This window comes from Mobilicoccus massiliensis (assembly GCF_000826525.2).
GTDB lineage: Bacteria > Actinomycetota > Actinomycetes > Actinomycetales > Dermatophilaceae > Mobilicoccus > Mobilicoccus massiliensis.
The window spans coordinates 1-14,786 of the sequence record NZ_LN651331.1 but is presented as its reverse complement, the minus strand read 5'-3'; the positions used below and the strand labels follow the sequence as shown (position 1 = coordinate 14,786).

The window sequence follows — 14,786 nt, the reverse complement described above, 5'->3', positions numbered from 1 at the left end:
CCTCGGTGGCCTCCAACGGCTTTCGGACAGGACGGTGACTCGTCAGCCTGCCGATCCGTAGGACAGGCGGCGCAGGACCACTTCGGCGGGCCCGCGCGACCCACGCGAGTCCAGCCAGTGCGCGATCGGCAACGACGAGACCCACACCAGAGCCGCGATCGCCAACGCGCCGGCGGTGCCCAGGTGGGCGCCGAGCCCCAGCCCCCACCCCGACAACAACGGGGCCAGGATCACGGACTGCCACAGGTAGAAGGTCAGCGATCGCCGACCGACGCTCGCCGTCAGTCTCCAGAACGTGGGCAGGGAGCGTTCCCCTCCCTCGACAGCCGCCGCCCCGGGGCCCCTCTCCAGTCGCACCGCGAGCAGACCGAACAGTGACGCGTACCCGACTCCGGCGGCCAGGCCCGTGAAGAAGGTGAACATGAGGAAGGTCCAGAACAGCGCCGGATGCAGGGGCAGGAGGCCGGCGTGATGCATCGCGCCGGGCAGACCACCGAGCCACCCGATCGCGAGCCCACCGATGGCCAGAAGACGCAGCCGGGGGATGTGGTTCCACGGCTCGTCGAGCAACCGGTGTCGCGCCGCCAGCCATCCACTGAGGACGCAGACGGGCACGACGAGCAGCAACCCCTGCAGGCCGATGAACACCCAGGTGCCCAGCCGCGCCGTGATGGATGCCGGATAGGCGACGTCTCCGGCCGCGGCGTCGCGCATCGACGACACGTCGGCCCCCTGGTTCGCCCTGGCCATCTCCTCCAGAACCTCGGGCGAGGACATGTTGGTGACGAGCCCACCGAAGATCGACAGCGCCGCCAACGCGCCGATCAGCACGAGGAAGACACCGATCCACACGGCGAGCGTCACGTCTTTGCGTTCGAAGAACACCCAGACCAGCACGAGCCCAGCCAGGCCGTAGGCGCCGACGATGTCACCCATGAACAGCAGTGCCGCGTGGAGCGCTCCGATGAGGATCATGGCCAGGTGGCGTCGCATCAGGAACCGCCGCACCATCTTCTCGTCGATCCCCCGGGCGAGGCGGGACCGGGCGAACTGCACCATGCCGTAGCCGAACAGGAACGCGAACATGGGAAGCGCCCTGGCGTCCACGACGACCATCATCACGAACTGCAAGACGGCATCGAGGGGGCTCGTCGCCGGGGGGTGGGCCAGCGCGCCGTCGCCGGGGCGGCCCCACAAGTACCAGGAGACGTTGGCGAGGGCGATGAGCAGGAGCATCATCCCTCGGGCGATATCCGGGGCGAGCGACCTGGCGGGCATCGTCCTGGCGACCTGAGTGGATGTCGTGGACACGCGGACTTTCCCCCGAAGACGGCGTCGTGCTGAGCCTCCCACGGTATCCGGGCGTGGCCGTCCTCGAGACAGGTCCTCCGAAAACGGCTGCTCAGGCCCCCTCGGACGCCTCCGGCGGCAGGATGCAGAACTCGTTGCCCGAGGGGTCGGCGAGGATCGTCCACGGCACATCCCACTCGTGATCGACCTCCCACGCGCCGAGAGCGAGGGCGCGGGCGACGGCGTCTCCCATCGTCATCTCGGCAGGCGTGCGCACGTCGAGATGGAGGTGGTTCTTGCCCGTCTTGGGGCCGAGCTCGGGGCAGAACTCGAGGAGGGGCCCGCGACCGCTCGGGTGCCGCAGGGAGGGCACGATCCCGGCGCACGGCTCCCACCCCACGAGCGCCGACCAGAACTGTGCGTCGCGCTCGGGATCGGCGGAGTCGATCGGCACTCCGGCGATCGGCCCGGAGTCGGCGTACTCGGGGCGAAACTCCATGACGCAGAACGGGTTGGACTCCGGGTCGGCGAGCACGACCCACGGCACCGTGCCTTGCCCGATGTCGAGGCGGGTCGCGCCGAGAGCCAGCAGACGCTCGACCACCGCGTCACGCTCCGCGCCCCCCGCGAGGTCGAGGTGGGCACGCGGCGAGGAGTTGTCGATCTCGGGGATGCGTGGCAGACAGATGTCGAGGACGGGACCGCTCGGGATCGAGAGGCGCACCTCCACGAGCTCGTCCTCCCAGCTCAGCGTCTCGGCGCCGAGCGCATCCCGCCAGAAGGCCCCGAGGGCCTTGGGCTCGACGGCGTCGATGACGATGTTCTCCAACTGCATGCATCCATCATCCCGCTCGTGTGTGCAGACGGTTCAGGGGCCCCTACAGCGTGAGCCCGAACGCCCAGACGAGCAGCGTGGTGGTGGTCAGGGTGACGAGCACGATGCCGATGAGGTTGAGCCACAGCCCACCCTTGACCATCTGGCCGATGGTGACGTACCCCGAGCCGTAGGCGATGGCGTTCGGCGGCGTGGCGACCGGCAGCATGAAGGCGCAGGTGGCGCTGAGCGCGACGGGAACGGCGAGGAGCATCGGGTCGATGCCCAGACCGGTCGCGACACCGCCCGCGACGGGCAGGAACGTCGCGGCCGTGGCCGTGTTGCTCGTGAGCTCGGTGAGGAACAGCACGCCGGTGGCGACGATGGCGATGAGAGCGACGACCGGCAGAGCGCCGAGAGCACCCACCTGGCCGCCGATCCACGTGGTCAGCCCGGAGGCGGAGAACTGTTCGGACAGAGCGAGGCCGCCACCGAAGAGCAGCAGCACACCCCAGGGCAGCTTGACGGCGCTGTCCCAGTCGAGCAGGCGCACCCCGCGCGCGTGACCGGCGGGGAGCAGGAACAGCAGGACCCCGACGATCATCGCGATGCCCGCGTCGGAGACGAACGGCTTCTTCAGACCGAGGACGAACTCCGAGACCAAAGGGATCGCGATCCATGACAGCGCCGCGAGCGCGAACATCACGAGAACCCGGCGCTCACCGTGCGACATCGGGCCGAGCTTGGCGAGTTCGTCGTCGAACAGCTCGCGGCCACCGGGGATCTGCTTCACCTCGGGCCGGAAGAGGACCTTGGTGAGCAGCACCCAGCACACGACGAGGAAGACGACGGCGATGGGAACGCCGACGAGCATCCACCGGAAGAAGTCGATGCGCACGCCGTAGGTCTGGCTCATGAACCCCGCGAGCAGGGTGTTGGGCGGGGTGCCGATGAGAGTGCCGAGCGAGCCGAGGGACGCGGAGTAGGCGATGCCGAGCATGAGTGCGGTGCCGAAGTTCGTGCGTACGACCTCCTCGGCGACGTCGGCGGAGGGGGCGTCCGCGGCGCCGGTCGTGGCCAGGGCGGCCGAGGCGTCCTCGTCCAGGGCCTCGGCATCCTCACCCCCCTTGCCCATCTTCGCGACGAGCACGAGCACCGAGACGCCGATCGGCAGCATCATCACCGCGGTCGCCGTGTTGGACACCCACATCGAGATGAAGCCCGTCGCGACCATGAAGCCGGCGACGATCATCGCGGACGAGGTGCCCATGAGGCGCACCGTGACGAGCGCGATGCGGCGATGCAGGTTCCACCGTTGCATCGCGAGCGCGAGGAGGAACCCGCCCATGAACAGGAAGATGATGTTGTTGCCGTAGGAGGCGCCCACCTTGTCGATGGGTGCGGCCTGCTTGGCGAAGATCGGGAAGACGATGAGCGGGATCAGCGCCGTACCGGGGATGGGGATGGCCTCGGTCATCCACCAGATGCCCATGAGCACGGCGGTCGCGGCGGTGAGGCGCGCGTGGGCGGGCACGTCGCCCGGCATGACGAAGTAGACGAGCAGAGCCGCCGCCAGGCCGCCGACGAGGCCGGCGATGCGCAATCGCTGGGTGCCTGCCGGCTCGGGCTCGGCCCGCTCGCCGGGCGAACGGAATTCGATCTCCTCACCCCGGCGCGGGTCGGCCTCGAGGCCGTGCAGGTGGTCGCCGGGCATGTGCTGGTGGGACATCGGTGTCTCCTCGCCTCGTCGTTCGCCTGCTGGCACCGTAACCGAGGGCGCCGACAGCCCCGGTCCTGCGGCCCGGGCGAGTCGGACGCGACCGATATCCTCACCCGGTCCGGGCCGGTGAAGGGAGTAGATCGTGCTGGCACGCTGGTGGCACACGCCGCAACTGCTGCTGTGCGTCGCCGTCCTCGGCTGGTCGGGCAACTTCGTCGTCGGTCGCCTCGTCGGTCAGAGCGTCCCGCCGGTCGCCCTCGGCTTCGCCCGCTGGCTCATCGCGGTCGCCGTCCTGTTGCCGTTCGGATGGCGTCACCTGCGCCGTGACCTGCCCGTCGTCCGACGCCGTCTGTGGCTCTTCACCGCGCTCGCGATCACCGGCATCACGATCTTCAACACCTTCGTCTACATCGGTCTGGGCACGGTCCCGGCCGTGACCGGGCTGCTCCTGCAGTCGGTCGGGCCACTGCTGGTCCTCGGCTTCGTCGCCGTGCTGTTCCGCGAGCATCCGACCCGCGCGCAGCTTCTCGGCCTGGCCGTCTCGCTGCTCGGCGTCTGGGTCATCGTCTCGGCGGGTCACGTGACCTCTGCACGGATCAGCGTGGGCGCCGGCGCCTGGTGGATTCTCGCCGCGGTCGTCTGTTACGCGCTCTACACCGCCTTGCTGCGGCTCGTGCCCGGCGTCCACCCCCTGACGATGCTCCTCGTGACCTTCGGCATCGGCGTCACGCTGCTCGCGCCGTTCGCCGCCTGGGAGTTCGCCACCGGTCGCCGGATGCCGGTCACCCCGGGTGCCGTCGGTGCCATGCTCTACGTCGGTCTCGTGCCGTCGATCGTGTCGTACTTCTGCTGGAACCGGGGCGTCGCGCTTCTCGGCTCGGCCCGCGCGGGGCAGTTCATGCACCTCATGCCGATCTTCGGGGCGGTTCTCGCGTTCCTCGTCCTCGGCGAGGCACTACAGCCCTACCACCTCGTGGGCGGCGCGATCATCGCCGCCGGTCTCGTGCTGGCCGGGCGACGCCGCCGCGGTGCAACGGCCCCCGGTGCCCGCATCCGGCCCCACGGAGTCGAGACCGGCCGCCGACTGACGAGCTCGGTGCGCGAGGATGAGCGCATGGACGCCACCTCCTTCACCGACCGCTGGGACGCCATCACCGTCGAACAGTTGCGCGCGGGCGGCGGCTCGAAGTGGAGCCGCTACCCCGAGACGATCGGAGCCTGGATCGCCGAGATGGACTTCGGCATCGCCGAGCCCGTCACGCAGGCCCTCCGGCGCTTCGTCGACGCCGGGCAGTTCGGTTACACGACGTTCGAGGACAAGAGCGAACTCGCCCGCGCCTACGCGCAGTTCGCGCGACGTCGGTACGGGTGGGACGTCGACCCCGCCTGGGTGCGCCCCGCTCCCGACGTGCTCTCGGTGCTGGGCGCGATGCTCGACCACTTCGTCTCCCCCGGCGGCAAGGTCGTGCTGCCGACCCCGGCCTACATGCCGTTCCTCACCCTGCCGGGCATCCACGACCGCGAGGTGATCCAGGTCCCGATGATCCGCGAGAGCGGCGCGGGCACCGGCAACGACCGCTGGCGCTTCGACCTCGACGCGCTCGAGGCCGCGTTCGACGCCGGCGGGGAGCTCCTCGTCCTCTGCAACCCGATCAACCCGCTCGGCCAGGTGCTCACGGCCGAGGAGATGCTGGCCGTCGCCGACGTCGTCGAGGCCAAGCGCGGACTCGTGTTCTCCGACGAGATCCACGCGCCGATCGTGTACCGGGAGTTCCGCCACACCCCCTACGCGACCCTCGATGCCCGCACCGCCGCGCACTCGATCACCGCGACCTCGGCGTCGAAGGGATTCAACCTCCCGGGGCTGAAGTGCGCCCAGGCGATCCTCACCAATCCCGAGCATCTCGAGCGTTGGTCGGCGCGCTGCTGGCCCGTGGAGGAGGGGGCCTCGCGCCCCGGCTACGCCGCCGGTATCGCCGCGTACGACCACGGTGAACCGTGGCTCGACGAGGTGCTCGCCTACCTCGACCGCAACCGTAGGGCGCTCACCGAGCTCACCGCCGAGCACCTGCCGCGGGCCGGTTACGTCGAGCCCGAGGGCACCTTCCTCACCCTGCTCCACCTGCCCGAACTCGGCGAGGACCCGGGATCGGTCATCCGCGAGAAGACCGGCATCCATCTCACGCCCGGCACTGCTCTCGGAGACGGTGGGGAAGGCTACGTGCGGCTCAACTTCGCGACCCCGCTGCCCATCCTGCGCGACGTCGTCGAACGCATCGGCGCCCTCGTGCGCGAGTGAGCAGCGAGCGGCGCCGTCAGTCCGTGAGGTCGGCGAGGGTGAGCTCCACGGTGTGCTCACCGAAGACGAGGGCCACCGGCTCCCCGATCGACTGCTGCGTGTAACGCCCGTCGACCGGTTCGGAGAACAGGACGAGGCGTCGACGTCGCCGGTCGACGACGAGGTAGTTGCCGATCCCCGCCCGCGCGTACGCACCACGCTTGGTGACCCAGTCGGTCTCCCGTGAGGAGGGGGCCACGACCTCGGCGACGAGAAGGATGTCGATCGCAGACAGGGCCGTCACATCTCCGACCCCAGCGCGCGCAACCACGAGATCTGGACAGCGCACAGTCGGGGCGTGGGCATCGAGCGTCACGCCCGTGTCGGTCGTGCATTCGACCCCGTCGATCCCCTCGAGCCGGAGGGCGAGGCGCATGGCTGCTCTGCGGTTGAGATAGGTCTCCGGCGGACTCACGATCAGCACGCCCTCGACCAGCTCATGCTTGAGCTCGGAGTCGAACATCTCCCACTGCGCCAGCGTCATGTGTTCGGGATCGACGCCGTCACCGAGGTCGTCGTCGAGGTCGGTGTGTTGCACGGTCATCGGGCTGCCTCCTCCCACGGCTTGTCGCCAGTGTCGCAAGGACACGGGGCGAAGGGACAGCCCCGAGACAGGCTAAGACCGGATCGTTCCCACACACCGCGCGCCGTCCACAGGCCACGACACGGGGATCATCGAAACCTCGGGGATCATCGAAACCTCGGGTGCCCCGGCCACGGAGCGTCGGCGTCGCGCAGTGTCACCCAGTCGGCCTGTTTCGCGCCGTGAGCGGCCATGATGCCGACCACGGCGCCCGCGTTGGCGATGCGCCCGGCGAGCACGGCCGCGAACGCCTCGTCGAGGTCGACCCAGGCGCGAGTCATGTCGGCCTCCTCGTCCTCGCGGTGATGCAGGTCGGCCTCCGGCACGTCGGAGAGGTCCTGGGCGACGAAGACGCGGATCGCCTCGCTCGTCGCTCCGGGTGAGGGGCGGAAGTCGACAAGCGCGTGCCACTGCTCGGCTCGTAGGTCGACCTCCTCGGCGAGTTCGCGCTGCGCGGCCTCGAGCGGCGACTCGCCCTCCTTGTCGAGCAACCCGGCAGGCAGCTCCCATTCCGTCGTGCCGATCGGGTGCCGGTACTGCTTGATGAGCATGACCTCCACCTTGCCGACGGGATCGTCGCGCAGGGCCACGATGACCACCGCGCCCGGGTGCTCGATGTAGTCCCGGTCGACCGTGCGGCCCCCGAGGTCGACGGTGTCGCGGCGCACGTCCCAGATCATGCCCTCGTAGACGATGCGGCTGTCGGTCACCGGGCGAGGCTCGTGGTCGTCGGTGAGGTCGACCCCGCGGATGAGGGGCGCGTCCGTGCTCATGCAGTCTCCTTCGCGTCGAATGTGCGTCCATGGTGGCGTAGGCGTGCTCGGGAAGAGGGCACCGCCACCGTCATGTGGCCTCGCTGCGGGCCGCGGTGCGCAGCAGCTCGCGCGCGTGATCGAGGGCGGCCTCGGTGTCGTCGACTCCCGCCATCATGCGGGCGATCTCGCGTTCTCGCTCGTCGCCGGTGACCGCGACCACGTCGCTCTCGGTCACGTGGCCGTCGTCGGTCTTGCGGACGACGAGGTGGTTGTCGGCGTGCGCGGCGACCTGGGCGAGGTGAGTGACGACGACGACCTGCGCGTGCCGGGCCAGCGCCGCGAGCCGCGCGCCGACGGCGATGGCGGCGCGCCCGCCGATCCCCGCGTCGACCTCGTCGAACACGAACGTCGGCACCGCGGATCCACCGGCCCCCGCGATGACGACCTCGAGGGCGAGCATGACCCGCGAGAGTTCACCCCCGGAGGCGGCCTTGGCCACGGTGCGCAGGGGTAGGCCGGGCCCGGAGGCCATGCGGATGTCGACGTCGTCGGCGCCTGTCGTGCCGAGTGGCGGGTGCCCGTCGTCGCCGGGAATCGGACCGGAGGCCCGGGGCTCGACCACGACCTCGATGATCGCCTTGCCCATGGCGAGGTGCGCGAGTTCGGCGGTGACGGCCGTGGCGAGTCGACCGGCGGCAGCCGTGCGTGCCTCGGTGAGCCGGGCGGCCGCGCTTCGCAACGCCGTGAGCAGCCGCTCCACCTCCTCCACGAGCCCGGCGGCGCGTTCGTGCGCACTCTCGAGTTCGTCCAGGCGCGCCGCCGCTCGCTGCCCCCAGGCGAGGGCCGCGTCGACCGTGTCTCCGTACGCCCTCGTGAGGCGCGTGAGTTCGGCGCGGCGATCCTCGACCTGTTCGAGACGCGCGGGGTCGGCGTCGAGGCCGGCGAGGTAGGCGCTCAGATCGCTCGCGCATTCGGAGACCAGCGTCGCGACCTCGGCGAGGCGACCGTCGTATCCGGCCAGTTCGTCGTCGTGCGCCCCGGCCCCCGACAGCGCCGAGCGCGCCTGAGCGAGGAGATCGCTCACCGAGACCGTCATCTCTCCGGAGGCGTCGTCACCGACCAGGGCCCCCTGAGCGGTGCCGGCCGCCGTGCGCAGCCCGTCGACGTGGGACAACCGCTCCGACTCCGCCGCGAGCGCCACGTCCTCCCCCGGCTGCGGGTCGAGACGTTCGAGGTCGGCGAGCCCGGCACGCAACGCGTCGGCCTCGCTCGTGCGGCGTTCGTCGAGCTCGCGGAGCCGCGCCAGCTCGTCCCTCGCGCTGGTGTACGCCTCGTAGGCCTCGCGATACGCCCGCTTCAGCGGCGCGATGGCCGGGTCGGAGTCGTCGAGCATGACCCGGTGCTCCTCGGGGCTGCGCAGCCGCCACTGGTCGGCCTGGCCGTGGACGACCACGAGCATCTCGCCGAGCTCGCCGAGGACCCCGACGGGGGCGGTGCGCCCGCCCACGTGCGCCCGCGAGCGACCCGCCGCCGCGACGGTGCGCACGAGGACGAGTTCGCCGTCGTCGTCCTCGGCCCCGGCGTCGGCGGCCCGCACGAGCGCGGGGTGCCCCGCCGACAAGTCGACGACCCCCTCGACGACGGCGTCCTTGGCCCCCGATCGCACGAGCGCGGGGTCGGCGCGCGTGCCGAGCAACAACCCCAGCCCCGAGACCACCATCGTCTTGCCCGCGCCGGTCTCACCCGTGAGCACGTTGAGGCCGGGCGCGAGGTCGAGCACGGCGTCGTCGATGACCCCGAGCCGCCGAAGACGCAGTCGAGTGAGCATGACCGCAGCCTACGGATCACCACCGACAGCCGGTCGAGGGCAAGGGTGCGCCACGCCGCCCGGCTCCACCCGCGGTTCACCGGCCGCGTGCGCGCACCCCCGGCCTCAGCCCGCCGCGCGTGAGGCCTCGACGTGCCAACCCTCTGCATCCCGGGTGTAGACGATGCGCAGGTGTCGGCGGTCGGTCGAGCCCTGCCAGAACTCCACCCGCTCGGGGCGCAGCCGCCACAGACGCCACTGGCCGGGCGGCACGGTCGCGCGAGCCTCGGGGCTGCGGGCCGCGAGGTCGGCCTCCCACTCCTCCGGCGACGCGAGCTCCACCGGCCCCCGCGCGCGCACGGCCCGGGCGATGGGCTGCCAGTACAACTCGAGCGCGGCCGCCGGCCGATCGGCGAGTTGGACCCCCTTGCGGGAGGACGCGGTGCTCGCGAACGCCCAGCCCCGCTCGTCGACCCCCTTGAGGACGAGCGTGCGTGCGTCGGGCGTCCCGTCGGCGTCGACCGTCGCGAGGGTCGCGGCAATCGGCTCGGGCACCTGCGCGTCGAGCGCCTCCTCGAGCCAGGTGCTCCAGAGTTCTTTTGGCGTGGCCGGGAGGTCGTCGACATCGAGCTCGGAGGGCGGTGTGCCGGTCAGTGTCGGGATGACCCGGAACTCACGCGATGTGTCACTCATGCGCTCCAGGCTGTCACGCGGACGCTTGTCCCACCCCTCGGCGCTCGCCAGGGGTGCGCGCAGACGGTCAGCCGCGCTTCTCCCCGCGCCAGCCGGCGACGGGGAGGTGGAACTTCTCGACGAGCCGATCGGCGAACGGGGAGGAACTGAGCCGCGCGAGCCGCACCGGGCGCGACCCGTGGGAGACCTCGATGCGTGCCCCGTCGGGCAGGTCGAGGGGGCGGGCGCCGTCGCACCACATGACTCCACGACCCATGTTGGCGGGGACGAGCTCGACGGCGACCTTCGATCCCGGCCCGACGACGAGCGGACGCGCGAACAGCGCGTGGGCCGAGATCGGCACGATGAGCATGGCCTCCACCCCCGGCCACACGATGGGCCCGCCCGCCGAGAACGCGTACGCGGTCGAGCCGCTCGGCGTCGAGACGATGATCCCGTCGCATCCCCACGTGGAGATGGGGCGGCCGTCGACCTCGAGCGTGAGTTCGAGCATGCGCTCACGTTCGGCCTTTTCGACGGTCACCTCGTTGAGCGCCCAGCTCGACGCGATCTGCCTCTTGCCCGAGTAGACGGCGACGTCGAGGGTCATCCGCTCCTCGACGTGGTAGTCGCCCGCGGCGATGCGTTCGACGGTCGCCGAGAGGTCCTTCTGCTCGGCCTCGGCGAGAAACCCGACGTGTCCGAAGTTCACCCCGAGCAGGGGGGTGTCGGTGGCACGGGCGGCCTCGGCGCCGCGCAGGATCGTGCCGTCGCCGCCGAGGACGCACACGAGTTCGCACCCGCGGGCCGGGGCCGCGGGATCGGCGATCTCGACCTGGTCGTCGAGCATGGGCCCCGAGACCGGGCCGGGCGGCATGAGCACCGGCTGGATCCCGACCTCGAGGAGTCGTCCGGCGACCACACCGACGATCTGCTGCAGGTCGGCGCGGCCGGGCCGGGCGTACAGCAGGATCCGGCGGGTCACGATGCCTCCTGGTCGATGATCTCGTCGGCGATCCGGGCGATGTCGTGGGCGTCGAGAACCGTGGGGCCGCCCACCCAGAGAAGATACTCGCGGTTGCCGGTCGTGCCCGGTGTGGGGCTGGGGGCGAGTCCGGAGGGCGTGAACCCTGCCTCCCGCAGCGCCTCGGTCGTCCTCACCACGGCGGAACGTCGTTCCGCGGCCGAACGCACGACCCCGGATTTGCCGAGCCGGCTGCGCCCGACCTCGAACTGCGGCTTGATGAGCAGGACGGCCTGACCCTCGGCGCGCAGCAAGGGCCGCAGGGTGGGCGCGACGAGTGCGAGCGAGATGAAGCTGAGGTCGCCGACGAGGACGTCCACCGGGTCGAGGTCGGCCGTGGTCACGTCGCGCACGTTGACCCCGGAGCGTTCCTCGACCCGTGGATCGTCTCGGACGACCGGTGCGAGTTGGTCGTGCCCGACGTCGAGCGCGATCACGTGCGCGGCGCCCCGTTCGAGCAGAACCTGGGTGAACCCGCCGGTCGACGCGCCGACGTCGAGGCACCGAGCGCCGTCGATCGTGTCGGCGAACTCCGGAAAGTGATCGAGGGCCGCGACGAGCTTGAGCGCTGCCCGACCGACCCAACGGCGCGCATCGTCGTGACCGACGACGACCCGAGCACCTTCGGTCACCGGCGCCGACGGGCGCGTCGCGACCCGCCCGTCGATCGACACGAGCCCGCTCGCCACGAGGTCGCGGGCCTGCCCGCGCGACCGGGCCGAGCCGGTCTCGACGAGGTGGACGTCGAGCCGGGTGCTCATGCGCCGCCCGCGTGGCCGAGCCGGTTGCGCAGTTGCTGGTGCGCTTGCTCAGCGGCCGAGATGACCTCGTCGAGATCCTGCGGGTCGACCTCCTCGAGGTGGCGCAGCGCCTCGGCGAGCTCTCGGCCCTCGGCGGCGCCGGGGGGAGCGGGCCGTGGCGTCGGTTGTGGCGCTGGGTGTGGTGTCGGTTGTGGTGCCGAGTGCGGTGTCACGGGCCGGGTCGAGCCCCCGTCGGGTGTGGTCACGAGTCCCCCTCGAGGATCCAGGTGTCGACGTCGGGCCACGCCGGCAGCGTGTGTCCCTCGTCGACACGGTGAGTGGCCGCGGCCACGAACGCCCGCAGTCGTTCGGAGGCCGAGCCGCCGTCGCCGAGTTCGATCGCCTGGTCGGTGATGCGCACCCGGGCCGGGCCGCACGTGGCCTCGGCGCCGAGGTCGTCGGTCTCGACCACCGCGCGAAGGTACGGTTCGTGCAACGCTCGCAGGTCGCGTCCGAGAAAGGTCGGCCTCTGCTCACCCTGCGCCTCGACGAGCCCGCGGGCCCCGGTGACACCGGTGAGCACGAAGAGGCTGTCCATCCCCGCTCGCGCGGCTCCGGCGATGTCGGTGTCGAGACGATCCCCGATGGCGAGGGTCTGCTCCGGCCCGACCCCGAGACGTTCGGCGCAGCGCAGGTAGAGCGCCGGAAAGGGCTTGCCGACGACCTCGGGATCGACGTCCACGGCCTGGCGGACGGCCGCGACGAGCGTGCCGTTGCCCGGACCGTTGCCACGGTCACCCACCGGCACGGTGAGGTCGGTGTTCGTCGCGACCCAGCGAGCACCGCCGCGGATGCGGTAGCCCGCCTCCTCGAGGTCGGTCCACGCCACGTCGCGCCCGAAGCCCTGGAGAACCGCGACGGGCATCCCGTCGGATGCGGGCTCGGCCGTGAGATCGGCGGTGCGAACCGCCCTCAGGCCCACGGACTCCAGCGCGTGGGCGACCCCTTCGCCGCCGACCGCGAGCACCGTGCTGCCCTGTGGCAGCAGGTCGGCGAGCCGTTCGGCGCCGGCCACGGCGCTCGTCATCACGTCCTCGACTGCGAGGTCGATGCCGAGCTCGGCGAGGTGCTCGTAGACGACCCCCGGCGGGCGCGAGGCGTTGTTCGTCGCGTAGGCGATGCCCGTGCCCTCGTGTCTCGCTGCGTTCAGGGAGTCCACGGCGTGCGGCACCGCCTCGCTCCCCCGGTAGACGACCCCATCGAGATCGCACACGAGTGCTTCGTAGCTCGAGACGAGCGCGGAGCTCATCGGTCGTCGTCTCCGTCGGCCGTCGCGGATCCGTCGTCGTCACGGGCAGCGACGTCGGGCTCACCGCTCGGCCGGTCCTGCGAGTCGTCAGCGGCGAGGTCCTCGCTCTCCCCCGCTCCCACCGCGCGGCGATCGACGACCGGGACATCCGGGGAGACGACACCGTCATCCACGTCGGTACCGCCGTCCACGCCGCCGAACTCGGCGGAGCGTCCGGTGGCTCCGGCGGGGCCGTCGACGTCGTTCACCGGATCGTCGTCCTCGTCGGCGTCGTCCATGAGGTCGACGACGACCGTGCCGTCGAGCTCGTCGAGCCGCTCCCAGGCGTCGGTCTGCAGCTCGGTGTCCACGTCGGCAGCGGCCTGGAACCATCGTCGGGCCTCGTCGGTACGACCGAGGTCGAGAAGGGCGTCGGCGTACGCGTAGTAGAGACGCGGAGCCCACGATTCGGTACGCCCGGGCACGAGGTGGCGTCCTTCGAGCTCGGTGAGTGCGGCCTCCGGCTGACCGAGATCACGACGGATTCCCGAGGTCACGATCGCCACCTCGATCCGCTCCGCCGGTCCCAGTGTGTCGACCTCCGCCGACCGCGCCAGCTCGAGCGCCTTCTCCGGGCGTCCGAGCGCCCGCTCGCAGTCGATGAGGTAGGGCAGCAGGTGGTGGGAGCCCGAGAGGCGCCGCGCGGTGCGGAACTCGGCGAGGGCGACACTCCAGTCGCCCTCCTGGTAGGCGACCATCCCGCGGGCCTCACGCACCGACGGGACCCTGCCGGCGCGTCGTACGGCGGCGTCGGCGTGGGCGCGCGCGAGATCGATGTCCTCGTCGATGAGACGAGCCACCATGATCAGGTGCGCGCCGACGCCCTTGGCGTTGTCCTTGCTCAGGGTGCGCAACTCGGTCTTGACGGCGCGGTCGATCTCGAGACCGGTGACGTCCTCGGGAATCTCGAGCTCGATACGGGGTGCCTCATCGCGCCGGTCGATGCGCCGGGGACCGGGCCCCCTCGCCTCTCGCTGGTCCTCGTAGCGATCCTCCCGCCCAGGGCGGCCGGGGTGTTCGTGCCGGTCTCCGCGCTCGCGGTCGAAGCGAGGACGCCCGCCATCGCGACCGCCGCCTCGGCGGTCGTAGGACGGTCGCTCCTCACGACGGCCGGCTCCTCCACGCTCATCACGGCGATCGCCGCGGTACCCGCCACGTTCAGGGCGACCCGGGCCTGCCTGCTCGATACGTCGCTCGCGGCCGAACCCTCCGCGGTCTTCACGTCGTCCGAATTCCCGGCCGCCGTCCCGGCGTTCGCTCTCGCGCCGCGGGCCGCGCTCCCGGTACCCACCACGGTCCTCGCGGCGTTCGAACGAGCCACGCTCGTCCCGGCGACCGTACCCGGCTCCGCCTTCACGCCGTCCCTGGCCGCCGTCTCGGTCATGGCGCCTGCCAGAGGAACGACGGTCGTCCCTGCGGTCGTATCCCCTGCGATCGTCGCTGCGGTCGTATCCTCCGCGACCGTCGCTGCGGTCGTATCCTCCGCGACCGTCGCTGCGGTCGTATCCCCCGCGACCGTCGCTGCGGTCGTATCCCCCGCGACCGTACCCCCCACGCTCGTCGCGACGGTCGCCCCGGCGCTCGTCGCCGCGACGGTCCGGACGCGGGCCGCGGTCCTCCTGGCGCGAGTACCCGCCGCGGTCGTCGTCGCGCCGGTAGCGAGGACGGTCCGTTCCTCGGGCGCCGTAGCCGCCC

At 71.4% G+C, this 14,786-nt stretch carries 14 protein-coding genes; 1 reads left to right on the top strand and 13 read right to left on the bottom strand.

The annotated features are described in order from the left end of the window. Positions 1-42: 42 nt before the first annotated feature. The 3 genes from BN1197_RS13025 to BN1197_RS13015 form a co-directional block, all read right to left on the bottom strand. On the bottom strand, positions 43-1,311 hold the full coding sequence (locus BN1197_RS13025) for a DUF418 domain-containing protein (protein WP_245851936.1): 1,269 nt from the start codon (positions 1,309-1,311) through the stop codon (positions 43-45). Positions 1,312-1,402: 91 nt separating this feature from the next. After that, a complete protein-coding gene (locus BN1197_RS13020) occupies positions 1,403-2,125 on the bottom strand; it encodes a VOC family protein (RefSeq protein WP_040160437.1) in 723 nt (240 codons plus the stop codon). A 43-nt stretch (positions 2,126-2,168) separates the two neighbouring features. Continuing rightward, the gene (locus BN1197_RS13015; RefSeq protein WP_040160435.1) at positions 2,169-3,833 is read right to left on the bottom strand and encodes an SLC13 family permease; all 1,665 of its coding nucleotides are present in this window, start codon (positions 3,831-3,833) and stop codon (positions 2,169-2,171) included. Positions 3,834-3,966: 133 nt separating this feature from the next. Between BN1197_RS13015 and BN1197_RS13010 the strand changes: the two genes are divergently transcribed. Beyond that, the gene (locus BN1197_RS13010) at positions 3,967-6,123 is read left to right on the top strand and encodes an aminotransferase class I/II-fold pyridoxal phosphate-dependent enzyme (RefSeq protein ID WP_082043883.1); all 2,157 of its coding nucleotides are present in this window, start codon (positions 3,967-3,969) and stop codon (positions 6,121-6,123) included. Positions 6,124-6,139: 16 nt separating this feature from the next. On the opposite strand, the gene BN1197_RS13005 is transcribed toward BN1197_RS13010, so the two are convergent. The 10 genes from BN1197_RS13005 to BN1197_RS17420 form a co-directional block, all read right to left on the bottom strand. Beyond that, entirely contained in the window at positions 6,140-6,706 is a 567-nt protein-coding gene (locus tag BN1197_RS13005; RefSeq protein WP_052466719.1) for a Uma2 family endonuclease, read from the bottom strand. Between the two features lie 146 nt (positions 6,707-6,852). Then, positions 6,853-7,518 carry an NUDIX domain-containing protein gene (locus BN1197_RS13000; RefSeq protein WP_040160433.1) on the bottom strand — a complete coding sequence of 222 codons (666 nt, stop codon included), beginning with the start codon at positions 7,516-7,518 and terminating at the stop codon, positions 6,853-6,855. Between the two features lie 70 nt (positions 7,519-7,588). Continuing rightward, a complete protein-coding gene (gene recN / locus BN1197_RS12995; RefSeq protein WP_040160431.1) occupies positions 7,589-9,328 on the bottom strand; it encodes a DNA repair protein RecN in 1,740 nt (579 codons plus the stop codon). A gap of 105 nt (positions 9,329-9,433) precedes the next feature. Further along, a complete protein-coding gene (locus BN1197_RS12990; protein WP_040160428.1) occupies positions 9,434-10,000 on the bottom strand; it encodes a pyridoxine/pyridoxamine 5'-phosphate oxidase in 567 nt (188 codons plus the stop codon). 67 nt (positions 10,001-10,067) lie between these two features. Next, the gene (locus BN1197_RS12985) at positions 10,068-10,964 is read right to left on the bottom strand and encodes an NAD kinase (RefSeq protein WP_040160425.1); all 897 of its coding nucleotides are present in this window, start codon (positions 10,962-10,964) and stop codon (positions 10,068-10,070) included. After that, a complete protein-coding gene (locus BN1197_RS12980) occupies positions 10,961-11,764 on the bottom strand; it encodes a TlyA family RNA methyltransferase (protein ID WP_040160423.1) in 804 nt (267 codons plus the stop codon). The genes BN1197_RS12985 and BN1197_RS12980 overlap by 4 nt, the downstream gene beginning before the upstream one ends. Next, the gene (locus BN1197_RS12975; protein ID WP_040160422.1) at positions 11,761-12,009 is read right to left on the bottom strand and encodes a hypothetical protein; all 249 of its coding nucleotides are present in this window, start codon (positions 12,007-12,009) and stop codon (positions 11,761-11,763) included. Before BN1197_RS12975 ends, BN1197_RS12980 begins: the two co-directional genes overlap by 4 nt. Continuing rightward, positions 12,006-13,052 carry an HAD-IIA family hydrolase gene (locus BN1197_RS12970; protein WP_040160419.1) on the bottom strand — a complete coding sequence of 349 codons (1,047 nt, stop codon included), beginning with the start codon at positions 13,050-13,052 and terminating at the stop codon, positions 12,006-12,008. The genes BN1197_RS12975 and BN1197_RS12970 overlap by 4 nt, the downstream gene beginning before the upstream one ends. Further along, positions 13,049-13,945: a tetratricopeptide repeat protein gene (locus tag BN1197_RS12965; protein WP_141397292.1), complete on the bottom strand. Its 897-nt coding sequence runs from the start codon at positions 13,943-13,945 to the stop codon at positions 13,049-13,051. The genes BN1197_RS12970 and BN1197_RS12965 overlap by 4 nt, the downstream gene beginning before the upstream one ends. After that, a partial coding sequence (locus BN1197_RS17420; protein ID WP_176489762.1) for a hypothetical protein occupies positions 13,933-14,786 on the bottom strand: 854 nt, incomplete at its 5' end. The genes BN1197_RS17420 and BN1197_RS12965, both read right to left, overlap by 13 nt.

Bases quoted from the DNA above. Each gene is read 5' to 3' on its own strand.
- BN1197_RS13000 (WP_040160433.1), bottom strand. From the start codon at position 7,518: ATGAGCACGGACGCGCCCCTCATCCGCGGGGTCGACCTCACCGACGAC.
- BN1197_RS12970 (WP_040160419.1), bottom strand. From the start codon at position 13,052: ATGAGCTCCGCGCTCGTCTCGAGCTACGAAGCACTCGTGTGCGATCTC.
- BN1197_RS12980 (WP_040160423.1), bottom strand. From the start codon at position 11,764: ATGAGCACCCGGCTCGACGTCCACCTCGTCGAGACCGGCTCGGCCCGG.
- BN1197_RS13015 (WP_040160435.1), bottom strand. From the start codon at position 3,833: ATGTCCCACCAGCACATGCCCGGCGACCACCTGCACGGCCTCGAGGCC.
- recN (WP_040160431.1), bottom strand. From the start codon at position 9,328: ATGCTCACTCGACTGCGTCTTCGGCGGCTCGGGGTCATCGACGACGCC.
- BN1197_RS13005 (WP_052466719.1), bottom strand. From the start codon at position 6,706: ATGACCGTGCAACACACCGACCTCGACGACGACCTCGGTGACGGCGTC.
- BN1197_RS13020 (WP_040160437.1), bottom strand. From the start codon at position 2,125: ATGCAGTTGGAGAACATCGTCATCGACGCCGTCGAGCCCAAGGCCCTC.
- BN1197_RS12990 (WP_040160428.1), bottom strand. From the start codon at position 10,000: ATGAGTGACACATCGCGTGAGTTCCGGGTCATCCCGACACTGACCGGC.